Source organism: Mesorhizobium sp. B3-1-8, from assembly GCF_006439495.1.
In the GTDB taxonomy this organism is placed as follows: Bacteria; Pseudomonadota; Alphaproteobacteria; order Rhizobiales; family Rhizobiaceae; genus Mesorhizobium.
Genome location: NZ_VFTK01000028.1, coordinates 51,798 through 69,307, shown reverse-complemented (window position 1 = coordinate 69,307; position 17,510 = coordinate 51,798). Strand labels below are relative to the sequence as shown.

The 17,510-nt window shown below is 63.6% G+C and carries 20 protein-coding genes; 9 read left to right on the top strand and 11 right to left on the bottom strand.

Annotated elements, in window-relative coordinates; all coding sequences use genetic code 11:
* Positions 1–11 precede the first annotated feature (11 nt).
* Both FJ424_RS23840 and FJ424_RS23835 read left to right on the top strand, forming a co-directional pair.
* Positions 12–2,093 (top strand): FUSC family protein, encoded by a 2,082-nt coding sequence (locus FJ424_RS23840; RefSeq protein ID WP_140652353.1) that lies wholly within the window; start codon positions 12–14, stop codon positions 2,091–2,093.
* Positions 2,094–2,178: 85 nt separating this feature from the next.
* Positions 2,179–2,616 (top strand): VOC family protein, encoded by a 438-nt coding sequence (locus tag FJ424_RS23835; protein WP_140652355.1) that lies wholly within the window; start codon positions 2,179–2,181, stop codon positions 2,614–2,616.
* A 14-nt stretch (positions 2,617–2,630) separates the two neighbouring features.
* On the opposite strand, the gene FJ424_RS23830 is transcribed toward FJ424_RS23835, so the two are convergent.
* The gene (locus FJ424_RS23830) at positions 2,631–3,752 is read right to left on the bottom strand and encodes a DUF2336 domain-containing protein (protein WP_140652357.1); all 1,122 of its coding nucleotides are present in this window, start codon (positions 3,750–3,752) and stop codon (positions 2,631–2,633) included.
* 152 nt (positions 3,753–3,904) lie between these two features.
* Between FJ424_RS23830 and FJ424_RS23825 the strand changes: the two genes are divergently transcribed.
* A complete protein-coding gene (locus tag FJ424_RS23825) occupies positions 3,905–4,357 on the top strand; it encodes a MaoC family dehydratase (RefSeq protein WP_140647835.1) in 453 nt (150 codons plus the stop codon).
* Positions 4,357–5,238, top strand: a complete 882-nt coding sequence (locus FJ424_RS23820) for a CoA ester lyase (RefSeq protein ID WP_140652359.1) — start codon at positions 4,357–4,359, stop codon at positions 5,236–5,238. Before FJ424_RS23825 ends, FJ424_RS23820 begins: the two co-directional genes overlap by 1 nt.
* Before the next feature lie 104 nt (positions 5,239–5,342).
* Here the strand turns inward: FJ424_RS23820 and FJ424_RS23815 are convergent, their stop codons facing one another.
* Together FJ424_RS23815 and FJ424_RS23810 are read right to left on the bottom strand one after the other, a co-directional pair.
* Positions 5,343–6,017 (bottom strand): isoprenylcysteine carboxylmethyltransferase family protein, encoded by a 675-nt coding sequence (locus FJ424_RS23815; protein ID WP_140652361.1) that lies wholly within the window; start codon positions 6,015–6,017, stop codon positions 5,343–5,345.
* Between the two features lie 73 nt (positions 6,018–6,090).
* Complete coding sequence (locus FJ424_RS23810) at positions 6,091–6,675, bottom strand: nitroreductase (RefSeq protein WP_140652362.1); 585 nt, start codon at positions 6,673–6,675, stop codon at positions 6,091–6,093.
* Between the two features lie 284 nt (positions 6,676–6,959).
* On the opposite strand from FJ424_RS23810, the gene FJ424_RS23805 reads away from it, so the two are divergent.
* Complete coding sequence (locus tag FJ424_RS23805; protein ID WP_140652364.1) at positions 6,960–7,925, top strand: hypothetical protein; 966 nt, start codon at positions 6,960–6,962, stop codon at positions 7,923–7,925.
* Positions 7,926–7,942: 17 nt separating this feature from the next.
* Here the strand turns inward: FJ424_RS23805 and FJ424_RS23800 are convergent, their stop codons facing one another.
* The 7 genes from FJ424_RS23800 to FJ424_RS33690 all read right to left on the bottom strand — a co-directional run bounded on the left by FJ424_RS23800 (position 7,943) and on the right by FJ424_RS33690 (position 13,625).
* On the bottom strand, positions 7,943–8,509 hold the full coding sequence (locus FJ424_RS23800) for an outer membrane protein (protein WP_140652366.1): 567 nt from the start codon (positions 8,507–8,509) through the stop codon (positions 7,943–7,945).
* Positions 8,510–8,664: 155 nt separating this feature from the next.
* Entirely contained in the window at positions 8,665–9,606 is a 942-nt protein-coding gene (locus tag FJ424_RS23795; protein WP_140647841.1) for a GNAT family N-acetyltransferase, read from the bottom strand.
* Between the two features lie 83 nt (positions 9,607–9,689).
* Entirely contained in the window at positions 9,690–11,663 is a 1,974-nt protein-coding gene (gene thrS / locus FJ424_RS23790; RefSeq protein WP_140652368.1) for a threonine--tRNA ligase, read from the bottom strand.
* A 150-nt stretch (positions 11,664–11,813) separates the two neighbouring features.
* The gene (gene blaOXA / locus FJ424_RS23785; RefSeq protein ID WP_140652370.1) at positions 11,814–12,626 is read right to left on the bottom strand and encodes a class D beta-lactamase; all 813 of its coding nucleotides are present in this window, start codon (positions 12,624–12,626) and stop codon (positions 11,814–11,816) included.
* Positions 12,627–12,748: 122 nt separating this feature from the next.
* Entirely contained in the window at positions 12,749–12,955 is a 207-nt protein-coding gene (locus FJ424_RS23780) for a hypothetical protein (RefSeq protein ID WP_140652372.1), read from the bottom strand.
* Positions 12,956–13,030: 75 nt separating this feature from the next.
* Complete coding sequence (gene yidD / locus FJ424_RS23775) at positions 13,031–13,405, bottom strand: membrane protein insertion efficiency factor YidD (RefSeq protein ID WP_140652374.1); 375 nt, start codon at positions 13,403–13,405, stop codon at positions 13,031–13,033.
* A 61-nt stretch (positions 13,406–13,466) separates the two neighbouring features.
* Positions 13,467–13,625 carry a hypothetical protein gene (locus tag FJ424_RS33690; protein WP_181181997.1) on the bottom strand — a complete coding sequence of 53 codons (159 nt, stop codon included), beginning with the start codon at positions 13,623–13,625 and terminating at the stop codon, positions 13,467–13,469.
* 91 nt (positions 13,626–13,716) lie between these two features.
* Here FJ424_RS33690 and FJ424_RS23770 point away from each other — a divergent pair, with 91 nt between their 5' ends.
* Positions 13,717–14,622: a LysR substrate-binding domain-containing protein gene (locus FJ424_RS23770; RefSeq protein WP_140652376.1), complete on the top strand. Its 906-nt coding sequence runs from the start codon at positions 13,717–13,719 to the stop codon at positions 14,620–14,622.
* Between the two features lie 9 nt (positions 14,623–14,631).
* Here the strand turns inward: FJ424_RS23770 and FJ424_RS23765 are convergent, their stop codons facing one another.
* Positions 14,632–15,078, bottom strand: a complete 447-nt coding sequence (locus FJ424_RS23765; RefSeq protein WP_140652378.1) for an iron-sulfur cluster assembly scaffold protein — start codon at positions 15,076–15,078, stop codon at positions 14,632–14,634.
* Positions 15,079–15,314: 236 nt separating this feature from the next.
* On the opposite strand from FJ424_RS23765, the gene folE reads away from it, so the two are divergent.
* The 3 genes from folE to FJ424_RS23750 all read left to right on the top strand — a co-directional run bounded on the left by folE (position 15,315) and on the right by FJ424_RS23750 (position 17,493).
* Positions 15,315–15,944 (top strand): GTP cyclohydrolase I FolE, encoded by a 630-nt coding sequence (folE, locus tag FJ424_RS23760; protein ID WP_140648134.1) that lies wholly within the window; start codon positions 15,315–15,317, stop codon positions 15,942–15,944.
* Positions 15,945–15,984: 40 nt separating this feature from the next.
* Positions 15,985–16,443 (top strand): phosphoribosyl-AMP cyclohydrolase, encoded by a 459-nt coding sequence (gene hisI, locus FJ424_RS23755; RefSeq protein WP_140652380.1) that lies wholly within the window; start codon positions 15,985–15,987, stop codon positions 16,441–16,443.
* A gap of 84 nt (positions 16,444–16,527) precedes the next feature.
* Entirely contained in the window at positions 16,528–17,493 is a 966-nt protein-coding gene (locus FJ424_RS23750) for a patatin family protein (RefSeq protein WP_140652382.1), read from the top strand.
* Positions 17,494–17,510 lie beyond the last annotated feature (17 nt).

The following is a 17,510-nucleotide window of genomic DNA, read 5'->3' as shown; positions in this document are numbered from 1 at the left end:
GGAGAACCGATGTGACCTGGACACGGTTGAAAGAGCTTGTCGAAACGCCCTTAAGCGGTTTGACGCAGCCGACCCGTTCGGACTGGATTTTTGCCCTGCGCACGGTTTCGGCCGGACTGATCGTGCTGCTTGTCGCCTACGCGCTGAAGCTCGACCATCCGCAATGGGCGATGATGACGGTGTTCATCGTCGCGCAGCCGGTCGCCGGCATGGTGCTGGCAAAGGGCTTCTACCGGCTGCTCGGCACGCTGGCCGGCGGCCTGGCGGCCGTCGGCATCACATCGCTGTTCGGCGCCAATCCCTGGCTGTTGGTGAGCGTGCTGGCGCTCTGGATCGGCGTCTGCACGCTGGTCTCGTCACTGTTGCGCAACCCGGAGGCCTATGGCGCCGCGCTTGCCGGCTATACCGCGATGATCATCAGCCTGCCGGCCCTCGGACAGCCGCATATTGTCGTCGACCTGGCCGTCGCCCGCTGCGCGGAGATCGCGCTCGGCATCGTCTGCGCCGGCGTCACCAGCCGGCTGATCCTGCCGAAACTCGCGGCCGACGCCATCATTTCCAGGTTGAAGCGCAGCATCCTCGACCTCGCCGAATATGCCGGCGGCGCCTTTTCCAACGGCGATCCGGCAAGCCTCGCCGCACTCCAACGCAAGCTGATCACCGATGCCCAGACGCTTGCCGAGATGCGCACCTATGCGCGGCTGGAAGCGCCGAGCTTCGCCACCCGCGCCCACCCGGTGCGGCGCACGATCGGTCAGCTTCTGTGGGCGCTTTCGGCGGCGCGCGCACTGCACAGCCACCGCAGGCCGAAGAACGCGGCGCTCATTCCCATGCGCAGCGAATTGAAGGCCTTCGTCGGCGAACTCGCGGCGACACCCGGCGCGCTCGACGACACCGGCCCCTGGGTGGCGCGGCTCGATGCGATCGCAAGCAAGGCCAGGGAGATGCCCGACCTGCCCAACGATGACGGCTCCAACGATACCGCCGAAGACAAGGTCGGCACCATCACCCGCCTGACCATTGCCGGCGATTTCGCCGAGGCGCTGAAGCAGGTGATGCGCGGCCTTGACGCGCTTCGCTCGCCCGTCTCGCGGAAGTCGAGCGAGCGAGCCCAGCCGGCGCTGGTCGTCCACCGCGACTACCAGGCCGCGTGGCGCAACGCCGTGCGCGCCGCGCTCGCGACGTTGCTCGTGGCGATCTTCTGGCTGACGACCAAATGGTCGGAAGCCGCCGGCACCGTCATCCTCGTCGCCGTCGTCTCCAGCCTGTTCGCGGCGCGCCCGGATCCGGTGCAGTCCGCCTGGGGTTTCTTCACCGGAACGCTGATCGCGCTGCCTTTTGCCTTTCTGGTCGGCCAGGTCGCGCTGCCGGCGCTGCCGGGCTTCGGCTGGTTCACGCTCTTCGTGGTGCCGATCCTGGTGCCCGCGGCGCTCGGCATGGCAAATCCCCGCCATGTCGGCGTCGCCACCGCCTTCGCCATCAACTTCCTCGCCTTCCTCAGCCCGCATCAGCAGATGATCTACGATCCCGGGCCGTTCTTCGCCGGCTCGGCGTCGATCCTGGTCGGCATCCTGATTGCCATCGGCGTCTTCATCGTCGTGCTGCCCGCCGACCCCTGGGTCACCGTGGAGCGCATCTCGCAGGCGATGCGCGAGGATCTGGCGCGGCTTTGCCTGCATGAGCGCATACCCCGGCGCTCGGCCTTCGAAAGCCTCGCCTATGACCGGATCAACCAGTTGATGCCGCAGGTGCAGCAGACGGGCCGCAAGGGCGATCCCATTCTTGGCGGAAGCATTTCGGCCGTCACCGTCGGGCTGGAAGTGCTGCGGCTGCGCCACGCGCAACTGAACTCCGCCGTCCCGCACGAAACGGTCGAGTCCATCGGCAATTTCCTGCGCGGCCTGGCGCGCGAATTGCTGTTTAGACGGCCGGGCGAGCCGCAGACCGCGACCGTCGCGGTGGCGAGGCAATATGCGGCCAGCATCGCCCAACGCAGCGATCGGCTCGAAATGCTGCAGATCGCCGCCTCGCTGCGCATCATCGCCGCGGCGATGGAAGATTATCCGGATTTCTTTGCGAAGGGTCGCGCCTGAACAATTCGGAGCGTGCCCCGTTTCAGGTCAGACCGGTTCGGGAATGGTTCTTGTTAGGCTGGTCGAGACATCCTAGGTTGGACACATGGCGCTCAAACGGATGGACAACATAGGAATCGTCGTCGAGGACCTGGACGAGACGATTGAATTCTTCCGCGAGCTCGGTCTTGAACTCGAGGGACGGGCCATTATCGAGGGAGAATGGGCCGGACGTGTCACCGGACTCGGCGATCAGCACGTCGAGATTGCGATGATGCGCACGCCGGACGGTCATAGCCGGCTCGAGCTGTCCCGCTTCATCACACCGCCTGTCGTCGCGGATCACCGCAACGCTCCGGTGAACGCCCTGGGCTATCTCCGCGTCATGTTCGCCGTGGACGACGTCGACGAGACGCTTGAGAGACTCCGCAAGCGCGGCGCCGAGCTCGTCGGCGAAGTGGTCCAGTATAAGGACGCGTATCGGCTTTGCTACATTCGCGGGCCTGAAGGGCTTCTCATCGGCCTCGCCCAGGAACTCGGCTGAGACGTTAATATGCCCTAGGCCGCGGCGATGGCCAGCGCGTGCCCGCGCGCGTTTTCCCGCAAGGCATCGAGGTGGATAGACTTCACCAGCCCGGCAAGATCGCCCTCGGCGGGTTGGCCGCCGAGTTCCTTCAACATCAGCCAGCTCACTTCCTGTACGCCGGCGACACGCCGGCCGTTGGCGACCTCGCGCCAGATCTTAAGCGCGCGCAGGATGATGGCATGCGTGGCCGGCGCAAGTCCGGCGCTGCGGAACAGCGCCTGCAGGGCCACGTCGTGCCCGCCGGCTAGAAGTGCCGTCACCCGCTGCTCGGACTGTTGGGCCAAAGCCACCAGCGTCGAGCCGAAGAAGTCCACCTTGCCATGCGCGATGGTGCGGATGATGAAGCTTGCCGTAAGGTCGCCGCGCAGCCTCAGATGCTCGATCAGCGCGGCATGTTCTTCCAGGCGCGTTCCCTCGATCAGCGTCACCGAGGCCTTCACGCAGGCGTCGCGCATCACGCGATCGGCGCGCGCCGCGCCCATCATCGCCAGCACCAGGGGTGAACCTTTCAGGGTCTCGCCGAGCTTGACCAGCAGCATGTGCCGGCAATCGGCGGGCAGGCGTTGATCGGCAATCAGCGCCTCGCGCACCAGCGGCAGGTGGCCGTGCCGCTCGGCCATGCGGCGGAAGCTCAGCGAAGCAATCTCGGCGCCGCTGTTGCCGACTAGCGCGGCGCAGGCCTCCGGTTCGCCGATCTCGGCGATCGCCGCCGCCAGCGACATCGAGACGACCGGACGGTTGGCGATCAGCTTCTGCGTCGCCTTCTGGCCGCAGGCGACGCGGTCGATCAGATCGGCATCGGTAAGCAGCGGCGAACGCGCCAGAACCAGCGCCGCGACTTCCGGCTGGTCGGCGGCCAACGCGCTGATCACCTGCGGCGGCGCGTGATGGCTCATCGACAGCGCCTCGGCGAGCGCCTGGCGAACCTTGGAGGAAGCGTCGTCCAGAAGCAGCGTGAGCGCCGCCTCGGCGGCGCAGCGATCCTCGAACGGCAGATCGGAATTGATATAGGCACGCGCCAGCGCGCTCGCGGCGGCGGCACGCTCGGAAACCCTTGCCGTATCAATCCATTTTAGAAAGTGCGAAACAACCATGCCGACCAGCTACGCCCTCGCCGGGATGTTCCCGGCCCCGTTGTCAACGGTAGGCTGGAAATGGTTTACGAACGGTTCACCATGTTTCTTAACCGGCTTGATGGAGGCGAGGCCAACGCCTATCAAGCAGGTGCATTGGAGGAGATCGAACCATGGCCGGGCTTTATCTGGAAGAGTTTGTCGTCGGCCACGTTTTCCATCACACGCTGCGCAAGACAGTGACCGAGAGCGACAACATGCTGTTTTCGGTGATGACGCTGAACCCGCAGCCCCTGCACATCGACTTCGACTTCGCCGCAAAGACCGAATGGGGCAAGCCGCTGGTGAATTCGCTGTTCACGCTCGGCCTGATGATCGGCATCTCGGTGAACGACATCACGGTCGGCACCACGGTCGCCAATCTCGGCATGAAGGAGACGGTGTTCCCGCATCCCGTCTTTCACGGCGACACCATCCGGGTCGAGACGACGGTCGTTTCCGTGCGCGAGTCCAAGTCGAAACCCGACCGCGGCATCGTAGAGTTCGAGCATCGCGCCTACAATCAAAATGCCGTTCTCGTCGCCAAATGCACAAGGCAGGCGATGATGCTGAAGAAGGCGGCCTGATGCGCTCGCTGCTCTTCGTACCCGGCGACTCCGAGCGGAAGCTGGAAAAAGGTTTTGAAGCCGGTGCCGACGTGGTCATCGTCGATCTCGAGGATTCCGTCGCCGCCGCGAACAAGGGGGCGGCACGCACGACCGCGGCCGGGTTCATTTCGAGCCAAAGGCACCGGACAGGTTCCGCCATCTATGTGCGGGTCAACGACCTGTCGACCGGCCTCACCGACGCCGATCTCGCGGTACTCGTCGCCGCGAAGCCCGACGGCATCATGCTGCCCAAGTCGAACAGCGGGCGGGACGTCCAGCAGCTGGCGGCGAAGCTCCGCGTGCATGAGGCCGAAAACGGGCTGCCGGACGGCGCCATAAGAATCCTGCCGATCATCACCGAGACCGCGGCGGGCGTGCTGGCGGCGGCAAGCTATGCCGGAACGAGCGCGCGGCTCGCCGGCCTGACCTGGGGCGCCGAGGACTTGTCGGCGGCGATCGGGGCGCGCTCGACCCGCGACGAGGGCGGCCGTTACACCGACCTGTTTCGCCTGGCGCGCACCATGACCATTCTGGCGGCCGGCGCGGCCGAAGTCGCCGCTGTCGACACCGTCTTTCCGGATTTCCGCGACATGGCCGCCTTCGAGAAGGAATGCCGCGAGGCCGAGCGCGACGGCTTCACCGGCAAGATGGCGATCCATCCGGCGCAGGTGCCGGTCATCAACGCCGCCTTCACACCATCCGCCGAAGCGGTCGGGCGGTCACAGGCGATCGTCGACGCCTTCGCGGCGGCGGGAAACCCGGGCGTCGTCGGCATCGACGGCAAGATGTACGACCGGCCGCATCTGCGGCTGGCCGAACGGCTGCTGGCTCGCGCTAGAGCAATTCCAGGAAAAGTGTGAGCGGTTTTCTGTCCGGAATTGCGTAAAAACAAGGAGATAGAGCATTTCACCGTTTCACGGAAACGGTGAAATGCTCTAGGGCGGCAGGCAGCTCCGCCTGACCGCTACCAGACCATCGGGATCAGTCTGTAGCGAACGCGCCCGGCGTAATCGTCATAGCCCCGCAGGCCGGTCCGCAAGGTCTTTTCCTCGATGAAGGTGCGGATGGCGAGCAGGACGATGAAGGCGGGGACCGATGCCAACCCCCACCAGGAACCAAGCAGCAGCGCCGTGCCGGCAAAATAGAGTATGGCGCCGGCATACATGGGGTGGCGGACATAGCCGTATGGACCGGTGGTGATCACCTTCTGCCCGCGCTCGTCCTGGATCTTCACGACAGGCGCCGCAAAGCTGTTTTCCAGCATCGTGAGATAGCAGATCCAGATGCCGACGAGCAGGACCAGCACGCCGACCACCTGCACCCATACGGGAGTTGCCGACCAGCGGAAGCGGAAGTCGAGCCCCATCAGGATCAGCCAGGCGAAAATGCCGATAAGCAATATGCTCAGCACGATCTTGTCGGCCGCGGTCTGGGTCTTCTGGATCGGCGGGCGGAGGCGCTCGTTCATCAGGCCTGGATCGCGCCGGGCGAGCGCCACGCCCATGGTCAGGCTCAGTCCGACCATCACGACTATGTACACCCAGGCTCCGGTCCAGTGCAGCGTGCCGGCCGACACGAACATCAGCGCGCCCATGATGCCGAACCATACGAATGTCTGGAAAACCAATCTCGAGACCATGACCAACCTTCCGTGACGTCCCCCGCCACTATTGGCCGCCCGCCGAGCCGTTCTGCGAAAATCCCAAAAGATCCTAACCGGCCCAGGGACCGGCGTAATCGGCATAGAGCTTCGCCGGATCGGGCCGTGGCCGCTCCGGCGCAGGCCCCTGATACGACCCGATATGGACGAAGCCGACGATGCGCTCCTGCGGCGACAGTCCGAGGATCGCCCTGCCCTCGGCTACATCGGAATACCAGTTGCTGATCATGTTGGTGCCATAGCCCAGCGCGTTGGCCGCGATCATCAGGTTCATGGCCGCCATGCCGCCCGACAGGAACATCTCCCATTGGGGGATCTTCGGGTTCTCCTTCGGCACCGACACGACGCCGATCACCAGAGGCGCGCGCGAGAAGCGCGCCAGTTCCTGGTTGCGCCGGCCTTCCGGCAATGGCCCCTCGCGCTGTTCGGCAAGCGCCGCCAGCTTCCTGCCGATCTCGACCCGCGCCTCGCCGCGATAGAGGATGAAACGCCAGGGCTCGAGCCTGCCATGGTCCGGCACGCGCGAGGCCGCCGCGATCATCGTCGCGATCTCGACATCGCTTGGCGCCGGCTCCTTGAGGTCGGGGATCGGCGCGGAATTGCGGGTGAGCAGGAAGTCGATGATCGGCGACGCCATGGGCGCAAGTCTCCTAAGCATTCAATAGCATTCAATTTTGAGCTGAAGCACGCCATCGGGAGGTCGGGCGGCTCGGGCGGTGGCGTTTTGCGCCGGATAAGAAGCTGCCGCGCCGAGGCGACGCGCTTCTAGAGCATGATGCCGAAAAGTGTGAAGCGGTTTTCGGACGACATCATGCTCTACTTCTTTGACTTAGAGCCGGATTCAGATTTCAGGTCAATTCGACCTGAAATCATCCGGCTCTAGGCCTTGAAATTGCCACCGCCTTGGGCTTCAACGCAAGCATGTTTGAGGGGTACCTGCGCCTTTTCGTGATCGCACTGGTCGCTGCGTTGTTCGCGGTGCCGGTTTCCTTCGCGCTCGCCCAGAACGCCAATGATGTCGGCGACATCAAACTTCCAGGCATTTCGAGCTATGCGACGCCAAAGGCCGGGGCGCCGCTGGCGCTCGGCAATGGCGGCGCCATCACCCTGTCGGCGCAGTTGACCGACAAGGGCGCCGACATCACTCGCGGCATCGTCTGGCGGGTCTTCAAGCCGGAACCCGCCAGCGACGGCAAGCTGCCGATGGTGGCGTCCGCGCATGGCGGCACGGCCGTGTTCCAGCTCGACCCAGGCAGCTATCTCGTCCATGCCTCCTACGGACGCGCCGGCGCCACCAAGCGCATCACCGTCGGCAAGGAGGCCCGGCGCGAAAGCCTTGTGCTCGATGCCGGCGGCTTGAAGCTCGACGCGGTGACATCGGGCGGCGCGCCCATCCCGTCGAAGAAACTGCGCTTTTCGATCTATGAAGGCGCGGCCGCGGCCAATGGCGACCGGGCGCTGATCGCCCCCGACGTCGCGCCGAACACCGTGGTGCGGCTGAATGCCGGCACCTACCATGTCGTCTCAACCTATGGCGCGGTGAACGCCGTGATCCGCTCCGATATCCGCGTCGAGGCCGGCAAGCTGACGGAGGCGACCGTCGAGCACCGCGCCGCCGAGATGACGATGAAGCTGGTGCGCGAGCCCGGCGGCGAAGCCATCGCCGACACGTCCTGGTCGCTGCTCAACGAAAGCGGCGATCCGATCAAGGAAGCGGTCGGCGCCTTCGCATCGATGGTGCTGGCCGAAGGCCAGTACACCATCATCGCCAAGAACCGCGACCGCATCTACCAGAAGGACTTCACGGTCGTTGCCGGCCAGAACCAGGAAATCGAGGTGGTGGCCAATGAGCAGTCCGCCATCGATCCGGAGGAAGGCGCGGACTGACCGGGTCCGGCTCGCTCTCAGTTGAAGTGGTAGTTCAGGCCGATGCGAACGGTCTGCTCGTGGAACTTGGCCGACACTTTGAAATCCACCGGAGCAGTCGCAGGAGCTGTAAAAGACCGACGCCCGAGATCAACATAGAGGTACTCGGCTTTGACGCTCCAGTTGGGCGCCAGCATCGTCTCGACGCCCGCTCCCAACGCCCAGCCCAACCGGGTGCTGTCGGACGAACTGTTTACGCAAATATCAACTTCGGAGCAGGGATTCTGCGCGGGTATGGGAGGCAAATTGACCGTGCTGAAGCCAATATTGGTCTTGCCGTAGGCCAAACCGCCAGTCGCGTAGACCAGCCATTGCGGATCGACGAGATAGCCGGCGCGGGCGCGCACGGTGCCATACCAGTCAACTTTCTTGCTGACGGTCGTATCTGTCTGGTCAAAAGACTGGGGGCTCCTTAGTTGCGTCTCCGAGCCCTTTATCCCCGACGCCTGAATATCCGCCTCGATGCCGACGACCCAGTTGGAAGGCAGCTGCCAGTTATAGCCAACCTGGCCCCCGCCAACGACGCCGCGCGCGGAGGGCGACATCGACGTTGGAAACGCACCGGCCTGGTTAAGAGCGTCTACAATCGCCTGAATGTCTTCAATAGGAAAATCAGGCGGTGCGTGTTCAGGCCCTGGTAAAGCAACAGCTAAAATAAGGCTATCAAGGGTGACTATGTCGCCAAGACGAAGCTTGTCCGTCAGGCGGCCTTGCGCATCCGCTTCGGCAGGAACGGCACACGTCCGCGTTGCGCAGCCGGGATCGCTAGGTCGAAGACCGAGCGGTAGAGACGATCGAGCAGCGCCTTGCGCTCGCGCAGCGGCTCGAGGTCGCGCCAGCTCAGCACGTCGCCTACCCGCACCTCGATTGTCCTGCCTGACAGACGGGCGAACTCGCGGATGAGCAGGGAAAGACGCAGCGTCAACGATGCCTTGCCGATGAACTTGGCCACACGGTTGTCGCGCTCGGCCATGTTCATCGGACCGCTGACGAGGTGGAACAGACGCCCGTTCTGGCCGGAAAAGTGCATCGGGATGACCGAGGCCTTGGCCTCCTGAACCAGCTTGGCCGGAAACATTTTCCATGGCAGATCGATGGCGCGGCCGAAGACCTTGGGCGCCGTGGCTACACCGCCAGCGGGGAAGATCACGATGGTGACACCTTCCTTCAACAGCCTCACGGCCTCATGGCGCACCGCCATATTGTTCTTCAGCGCTTCCTTTGTCTCGGAAAAATCGATCGGCAGCGAATAGGGCTCCATCTCGCGGATCCTGAGCAGGTCCTTATGGATCATGACCCGGAACGGGCGGCCCAACTGCTCGACAAGCGAAAGCACGGCAATGCCGTCGCCGATGCCGAAGGGGTGGTTGGCGACGATGACCAGCGGCGTATCGGGCAGCGCCGCCGGCGGCCATTGCACGGCGTTGCGGACCTTGACGTCGATCAGCTCCAGCATGCGGGTGAACACGCGGTCGCCGGTGGGAACCACCTGGCGGCGCCAGAAGTCGTAGAGCACGGCAAAGCGGTCGCGACCCGACAGACCCTCGACGGAATGGATGAACCAGCGCGTCAGCACCGGTTGATGCGGGTTGGCGTAGGAGAGCTCGGGAAAACGTCTTTCCCGCAGTTTCAACTTGAGCATGGCGGCTCGTTACAAGGCTGGCGTGACAGGCATATGAAAATGGCGGTGGAGACGCCACCGCCATTCTAGGAAGTGCTGGTAGATCAGGCTGCGCGACGCTTGCGGTCGGGCGAGACCGCCTCGTTGGAAAGCTGCTTCACCGCTTCGTCGAGCTTCAGCGATTCCTGGTCGCGGGAGCCCAGCCGGCGGACATTGACGGTTTCCTCTTCCGCCTCGCGCTTGCCGCAGACGAGGATGACAGGGACCTTGGCCAGGGAATGCTCGCGCACCTTGTAGTTGATCTTCTCGTTGCGCAGGTCGGTCTCGGCCAACAGCCCCGCCGCCTTTAGCCGCTCGACGACCTTGATGGCGTATTGGTCCGCATCCGAGGTGATCGTCGCCACCACCACCTGCAGCGGCGCGAACCACAGCGGGAAATGGCCGGAATAGTTCTCGATCAGGATGCCGAGGAACCGCTCCATCGAGCCGCAGACCGCGCGATGCACCATCACCGGCTGCTTCTTCTCCGAGTCCGAGCCGATATAGAAGGCGCCGAAGCGCTCCGGCAGGTTGAAGTCGACCTGCGTGGTGCCGCATTGCCATTCACGGCCGATGGCGTCCTTCAGCACATATTCGAACTTCGGCCCGTAGAACGCGCCCTCGCCCGGATTGATCGAGGTCTTGATGCGGTTGCCCGAGCGCGTGCGGATCGTCTCCAGCACGTTGCTCATGATCGCCTCGGCGTGGTCCCAGGCCTCGTCGGTGCCGACGCGCTTGTCCGGCCGGGTCGACAGCTTCACGCTGACCTCGTCGAAGCCGAAATCGGCATAGGTCGACAGGATCAGGTCGTTGATGCGCAGGCATTCGGCCGCGAGCTGCTCCTCGGTGCAGAAGATATGCGCGTCGTCCTGGGTGAAGCCGCGTACGCGCATCAGCCCGTGCAGCGCGCCCGACGGCTCGTAGCGATGCACATTGCCGAATTCCGCAAGCTTGACGGGCAGTTCGCGGTAAGACTTCAACCCATGCTTGAAAATCTGCACGTGACCGGGACAGTTCATCGGCTTCAGCGCGAAGACGCGGTCGTCGTCGGTATCGTCGCCAGCGACAGTCACCTTGAACATCGCATCGCGGTACCAGCCCCAGTGGCCCGACGTCTCCCACAGGCTCTTGTCCAGCACCTGCGGCGCGTTGACCTCCTGATAGCCGTGCTCGTCGAGGCGGCGGCGCATGTAGTTGATCAGGTTCTGCACCATCTTCCAGCCCTTGGCGTGCCAGAAGACGACGCCCGGCCCCTCTTCCTGGAAATGGAACAGGTCCATCTCGCGGCCGAGCTTGCGATGATCGCGCTTCTCCGCCTCTTCTAGCAGCGTCTGGTAGGCCTCGAGCTGCGCCTGGTCGGCAAAGGCAGTGCCGTAGATGCGCGTCAGCATCGGATTGTTCGAGTCACCACGCCAATAGGCGCCCGCCACCTTCATCAGCTTGAAGGCATTGCCGATCTGCCCGGTCGAGGCCATGTGCGGACCGCGACACAAGTCGAACCACTCGCCCTGGGCGTAGATCTTGAGGTCCTGGTCTTCCGGAATGGCGTCGATCAGCTCGAGCTTGTAGCGCTCCCCCTTGTCGGCGAAGACCTTCTTCGCCTTCTCGCGCGACCACACTTCCTTGGTGAACGGCTTGTTGCGCGCGATGATCTCGCGCATCTTCTTCTCGATCACCGGGAAATCGTCCGGCGTGAACGGCTCGTTGCGCGCGAAGTCGTAATAGAACCCGTTCTCGATCACCGGCCCGATTGTCACCTGCGTTCCCGGCCACAGCTCCTGCACGGCCTCTGCCAGCACATGCGCCGTGTCGTGGCGGATGAGTTCCAGCGCGCGCGGATCCTCGCGGGTGATGATCTCGACCTTGCCGGACGTGCCCAGCGGATCGGGTAGATCGCGAACGGTGCCGTCGAGGCTATAGGCGACAGCCTTCTTGGCCAGCGACCTGGAGATCGATTCGGCAAGACCCGCGCCGGTCAGCGCCGCATCGTACTCGCGGACGGAACCATCGGGAAATGTCAGGGAAACCGAATTCGGCATCAGGGTTCTCCTATCCAGTCCCGCAAACGAGCGCGGGTGGTAAAATGCATGCCGCAGGATGCGTTGCGGCATGCAGAGGGTTAGCCGGAGGCGTCCGGCAGCGGCAGTCTTTTATGAGGAGTTTCCGCCGCCGTAAAGCCGCAAGCCGTTCTATTTGATAAGGCCGGGCAAATCCTTCAGGAACGCCGCCCGCGTCGCGAGGCCTTTCGGCTTATCGGTCCGTTTGGCATCGACGACCAGCCGGGCAAAGACGATGCGGCGGCCATTCTTCTCCGCCCAGCCGACGAACCAGCCGAGCGAGCGCTTGCCGTCCAGGCCGAGCCTGGTGCTGCCGGTCTTGCCTTGCACGGTCCAATCCCCTGCCGCGAAGGTCGGCAGGATCGCCCTGGTCATCTCATGCGCCTTCGCCGACACCGGCATCTTGCCTGCGAGCAGTTGGCGAAGGAACGCCGTCTGCTCGACCGGCGATATCTCGAGCGAGGAATTTATCCAGGATTGCGTCAGCCCGTTGTCCTTGCCCGCATCGCCCGAGACGTCCTTGTTGCCATAACCGAATTTCGACAGATAGAAGGCGAACTTCTCGGCGCCGAGACGCCGCGTGATCTCGCGCGAGTACCAGACGATGGAGTCGCGCTCCCAGATCGTCGGATCGACGGTCTTCTGGTCACGCTTCGCCGCCTTGAATTCCGGCTTGTAGTCCCAGCTCGGCGTGTGCCGATCGCTCAATATGCCGGCATCGTAGCCGATCAGCGCGAGCGGCACCTTGAACGTCGAGGCCGGGCTGACGCGCTTGTCGCAGGCGCCGTCCTGGTAAAGCGTTTCGCCGCTCTGTGAATCCTGGATCAGCGTGCAGTGGATATCGTCGAGCGGCGCCGATTGCGCCCGCACCGGTAAACCCAGCATCCATGCCAGAAGGAAGAGGACGATAGCGAAAATGAAGGGATAGCGGTCCATCTGGCGCATGGCGAAGTCACTCCGGAATGAGATTGCGGGAGCGGCTTAGCGAGGCGACTTGTCTCGATTTTGTCTCAAATTCGCAGTGTTTGTGCAGCTTCGCGTTAACCCTACCGGACGGTAAACAAAACTTAGACGATGACAGGCCTGCGAACTGTCTTGCCCGGCTGCGGGTCGGCCTTCAAAGCGCCATTTGGCTCAGCGGCAGGGCCGGCCGGATTTTCATTCACAGCTTTCGGCATATCGCGTGGCTGCGGCATCAGCCCGAGGAGTTCAGGCCGCAGCCCATCACCCCGCTTGGCGGCATGGGCGTGAATGGCCAGGAACAGCGACATCATGGGGAAACCTCGCATCTTGGAGGGCTCCAGTGTCGCTTCGGCCAGCGGGTGCCGCCACCCGTTTCGGGACAAGCCTCAGCTATTGGCTTCGCCGCGTTTCTTACCGATCCGCCAGTAGCGCCAGGGCATGAACCAGACATAGCGCTGGGCAAGCGTCTCCGGTACGCGGTCGATGCCGTGCGTTCCGAACGGACCGCAGCGCAGGACCCGGAACAGGCCCATCCAGCCACCGGCCCAAAGGCCATGGCGAGCTATCGCCTCATGCGCATATTCGGAGCAGGTCGGCAGGTGCCGGCAGCTGTTGCCGACGAAGCCCGAGAGCGTCAGTTGATAGAGGCGCACGAGCGACGTGCCCAGGATGCGCCCAGGCGTCTTGCGCCATGGCCCCGGCCAGTTGCGCCCGCTCTGCACCGGCCGGACGCCATGCGTATGCCCGGAATGGTCGCCCATTTCTCCGCAGCCTGTTTCACTGCGCGATAGATGTGGGCTCCGGCGCTGAAACGCAATGCCCTCATGGCCTGGAGCGCCGGACGGGATGGCTGCCGGTCCATGGGCGATGGTGAGAGGGAAGATCGCGACAGTTATGGTGGCCGCCGCGCACGACTTCGCCGTGCCATTGGAAGGTCGCTATCCGTATCACGTCGCTGAAAATGGCCAGGAACTCGTTCATGGCAGATCTCCTTCGAAACGGATTAGACTGCTGCTGGTCTTCCTGCTCAAACGAGTATAATTTCCGCTTTGAATAACTTGAGGTTATGCGAATGAAGCGAGGACGGCTGCCGCTGACGGCGCTCAGGAGTTTTGAGACGGCCGGCCGGCATTTGAGCTTCAGCCGGGCGGCCGAGGAGCTTTATGTCTCGCAGGCCGCGATCAGCCGTCAGATCCGCGAGCTCGAGACCTTCCTTGGGAGACCGCTGTTTCTGCGCCTCCATCGCCGCGTCGAACTGACCGATGCGGGACAAAGGCTGCTCGACCGATTGGTCAGGAGCTTCGACGACATCGACCGGGTGCTTTCGGAGCTTACGGCCTCACCGGCGCAAGCCGTCGTCCGTGTAAGCGTCGAACCGTCGCTTGCCGCCGTATGGCTGGTGCCGCGGCTCAATCGCTTCCGCCAATTACGGCCCGATATCGATGTGTCCCTCGAAGTCGATCCACGGCCGATCGAGTTCCGCAGCGATCAGCCCGAACTCGCCTTGCGTTTCAGCGCGCACGCCACGTCATGGCCGCGCAGCGAGGCCGAGCGCCTGGTCTCGACCGTCGATTCACCGGTTCTGTCGCCGGGGTTGTTGGCATCCGGCCCTCCCTTGGAGAAACCGATCGACCTTCGCCATTACACGCTGCTGCATGAGGAAAACCGCCAGGGTTGGGCGCGCTGGTTCCAGGCAGCCGGCGTGCCCGCCGATGCGGTACCCGCGCGTGGCCCCATGCTGGCCGACATCTCGCTGTCGAAACAGGCTGCGCTGCTCGGCCATGGCGTGGCGCTTGGCGATCTCCTCCAGGTCGGGGAAGAACTCGCGTCAGGCACTTTGATCAAGCCGTTCGGTATCGATGTCGCTTCCGGCGCCTACTGGCTGGTGGCCAGGAACCTGCGGAATCTGCCGGAGCCCGCCAAGGCTTTTGCCGACTGGATCCGAAACGAGTTCGCTGTGAACCGAAGAACTGCCTAAGTCCTATCCTTAGGCCGCCTGTCCGGCGCGCTTCTTCTCGATCTGGCCGATCGCATCGACCACCGCGTCGAAGGTCAGCATGGTCGAGGCATGGCGCGCCTTGTAGTCGCGCACCGGCTCCAGATATTTGAGGTCGGCGAAACGGCCATCGGGCGGTGCGCCGTTCTCCTTGAGCATCTTCAGCATGGTTTCGCGCACGGCGCGCAATTCGTCGGCGCGGGCGCCGACCACATGCTGGGCCATGATAGACGACGAGGCCTGGCCGAGCGCGCAGGCCTTCACGTCATGGGCGAAATCGGTCACCACGTCGCCATCCATCTTGAGGTCGACGGTGACCGTCGAGCCGCACAATTTCGAATGCGCCCTGGCCGTCGCGTCGGCATCGTCGAGCCGGCCGATCCGCCCTATGTTCCCGGCGAAACTGAGAATTTTCGCATTGTAGACGTCGTCGATCATATTTTTCCAATCCGTCGCCGCCGAGCGAACAGGCTTTGCCGCTCTCGCGTCTTCCTTTCGCGCCGCCAGAACCATATATAATAACCGCAGTCGGGCATCGACAAGGCGACGACAAGCCGTTGTCCCTGCCCATATGTTCACGCCGCTTGCGGGATGGAAATGGGCGATTTTCACCCAAAAGGTCGTGGTCCGTTCAACTCGTCCCACCTTTGAGTGGGACTACGGGAGACGCCTTTATGGATGCCGTCATCAAGAAAATCATGCCCCCGTCCGAATATCTGGACAAGCCTGTCACCGATCGTCCGAGCGAGGCTGAGGTCGAAGCCGCCGTGCGTACGCTTTTGCGTTGGACCGGCGACAATCCGGACCGCGAAGGCCTGATCGACACGCCAAAGCGTGTCACCAAAGCCTTCCGCGAAATGTTCAACGGCTATGACATGTGCCCGGCCGACGAGCTTGGCCGCACCTTCGAGGAAGTCGCCGGCTATGACGATCTCGTCATTGTCAGGGACATAAAGTTCCATTCGCATTGCGAGCACCACATGGTGCCGATCATCGGCAAGGCGCATGTCGGCTATCTGCCGGACGGCAAGGTCGTAGGCCTGTCGAAGATCGCGCGCGTCGTCGACATCTTCGCGCATCGCCTGCAGACCCAGGAAGCGATGACGGCGCAGATCGCCGGCGTCATCCAGGATGTTCTCAACCCGCGTGGCGTCGCCGTCATGCTCGAAGCCGAGCATATGTGCATGGCCATGCGCGGCATCCGCAAGCAGGGCTCGACCACGTTGACCTCGACCTTCACCGGCGTCTTCAAGGATACGCCCGAGGAGCAGGTCCGCTTCGTCACCATGGTGCGCGCCGGCTGATTTGCCGGCCGTCGCCTGCCCGAACATACAAGGACCGGCGATGTCGGCAGTCGAATTCCCAAAAGCTCCATCAGACAAGAAAGCGCTGGAGGAAGGCACCGTTCTTTCTCCGCGCTTCGATGCCGCGGGCCTCGTCACCGTCGTCGTCACCGATGCCGGCGACGGCATGCTCTTGATGGTCGCGCATATGAACGCCGAAGCGCTGGCGCTGACGCTCGAGACCGGGGTCGCCCACTACTGGTCGCGCTCACGCAACGCGCTGTGGAAGAAGGGCGAGACCTCGGGCAATTTCCAGCACGTCGTCGAGATGCGCACGGATTGTGACCAGGACGCGATATGGTTGCGTGTCAAAGTGTTGGGCCACGACGCAACCTGTCACACCGGCAGACGTTCCTGCTTTTATCGGACGGTGGGGCTGAACGACGGCAAGACGACGCTTGTCGACGACGGCAGCAGACCGCTGTTCGATGCGGACCATAGGTATCGGAAGCCGGTGTGAACCATTCAATATTCACAAACCACTCATATTCACTATTCTCAAATATCCTTGCGGTAGAAGGGATATGGGACAAGGGAGATCGTGATGCTCGAATGGGCGTCATTGCGCAGCAGATCTGACGTTCGGGAGGCCAACGGCCCCGCATCGTCCGGCGGCGCGTCTGACCCGAAGCCAGACAGGAAAGCCGGTATCTCGCTGGCGCTCGGCGGCGGATGCGCCCGCGGCTGGGCCCATATCGGCGTGCTGCGCGCGCTTGACGAGGCCGGCATCGAAGTATCGATGATCGCCGGCACCTCGATCGGCGCGCTGGTAGGCGGCTGCTACCTTGCCGGCAAGCTCGACGAACTGGAAGAATTCGCCAGAAGCCTGACCAAGCGGCGCATTTTCGGCCTTCTCGATCTCAATCTTCGCGGCAGCGGCCTGTTCGGCGGCATGAGGCTCGATCAGCGCCTGCGCGAGCACCTCGACGGCGCCCGTTTCGAGGACTTGTCGAAACCTTTCGTCGCCGTCGCGTCTGAAATCCGCACCGGCCATGAGATATGGCTGTCGAGCGGCTCGCTCGTCACCGCCATGCGCGCCTCCTATGCGCTGCCGGGCGTCTTCGAGCCGGTGGCCTGCAACGGCCGTATGCTGGTCGACGGCGCGCTGGTCAATCCGGTGCCGGTCTCGGTCTGCCGCGCCTATGAGCAGCCGCTCGTCGTGGCGGTCAACCTGCATTACGACCTGTTCGGCCGCGCCGCCGTCATCAAGCACAGCGCCGGCGAACTGCTTGTCGAGAACGACGCGCCGCGCCCCGGCCAGGTCAATCCCCAATCACACCAGACCCGCCTTGGTATCACCGGCGTCATGGTCGAGGCCTTCAACATCATCCAGGACCGGATTTCGCGCGCCAGGCTTGCCGGCGATCCGCCGGATATGTCGCTGCAGCCCAAGCTCAGCCATATCGGCTTGACGGAATTCCATCGCGCCGACGAGGCGATCAGCCTCGGCTACCAGGCGACGAAGTCCCAGATCAACGAACTGACCCGGCTGCAGACCGTTCTGGTCTGAATCTACCCCTATTGCGT

Coding starts and splice junctions, on each gene's coding strand:
- FJ424_RS23835 (WP_140652355.1), top strand. CDS start 2,179: ATGGCGCTCAAACGGATGGACAACATAGGAATCGTCGTCGAGGACCTG.
- FJ424_RS23830 (WP_140652357.1), bottom strand. CDS start 3,752: ATGGTTGTTTCGCACTTTCTAAAATGGATTGATACGGCAAGGGTTTCC.
- FJ424_RS23825 (WP_140647835.1), top strand. CDS start 3,905: ATGGCCGGGCTTTATCTGGAAGAGTTTGTCGTCGGCCACGTTTTCCAT.
- FJ424_RS23820 (WP_140652359.1), top strand. CDS start 4,357: ATGCGCTCGCTGCTCTTCGTACCCGGCGACTCCGAGCGGAAGCTGGAA.
- FJ424_RS23815 (WP_140652361.1), bottom strand. CDS start 6,017: ATGGTCTCGAGATTGGTTTTCCAGACATTCGTATGGTTCGGCATCATG.
- FJ424_RS23810 (WP_140652362.1), bottom strand. CDS start 6,675: ATGGCGTCGCCGATCATCGACTTCCTGCTCACCCGCAATTCCGCGCCG.
- FJ424_RS23805 (WP_140652364.1), top strand. CDS start 6,960: ATGTTTGAGGGGTACCTGCGCCTTTTCGTGATCGCACTGGTCGCTGCG.
- FJ424_RS23800 (WP_140652366.1), bottom strand. CDS start 8,509: ATGTCGCCCTCCGCGCGCGGCGTCGTTGGCGGGGGCCAGGTTGGCTAT.
- FJ424_RS23795 (WP_140647841.1), bottom strand. CDS start 9,606: ATGCTCAAGTTGAAACTGCGGGAAAGACGTTTTCCCGAGCTCTCCTAC.
- thrS (WP_140652368.1), bottom strand. CDS start 11,663: ATGCCGAATTCGGTTTCCCTGACATTTCCCGATGGTTCCGTCCGCGAG.
- blaOXA (WP_140652370.1), bottom strand. CDS start 12,626: ATGCGCCAGATGGACCGCTATCCCTTCATTTTCGCTATCGTCCTCTTC.
- FJ424_RS23780 (WP_140652372.1), bottom strand. CDS start 12,955: ATGATGTCGCTGTTCCTGGCCATTCACGCCCATGCCGCCAAGCGGGGT.
- yidD (WP_140652374.1), bottom strand. CDS start 13,405: ATGGGCGACCATTCCGGGCATACGCATGGCGTCCGGCCGGTGCAGAGC.
- FJ424_RS33690 (WP_181181997.1), bottom strand. CDS start 13,625: ATGAACGAGTTCCTGGCCATTTTCAGCGACGTGATACGGATAGCGACC.
- FJ424_RS23770 (WP_140652376.1), top strand. CDS start 13,717: ATGAAGCGAGGACGGCTGCCGCTGACGGCGCTCAGGAGTTTTGAGACG.
- FJ424_RS23765 (WP_140652378.1), bottom strand. CDS start 15,078: ATGATCGACGACGTCTACAATGCGAAAATTCTCAGTTTCGCCGGGAAC.
- folE (WP_140648134.1), top strand. CDS start 15,315: ATGGATGCCGTCATCAAGAAAATCATGCCCCCGTCCGAATATCTGGAC.
- hisI (WP_140652380.1), top strand. CDS start 15,985: ATGTCGGCAGTCGAATTCCCAAAAGCTCCATCAGACAAGAAAGCGCTG.
- FJ424_RS23750 (WP_140652382.1), top strand. CDS start 16,528: ATGCTCGAATGGGCGTCATTGCGCAGCAGATCTGACGTTCGGGAGGCC.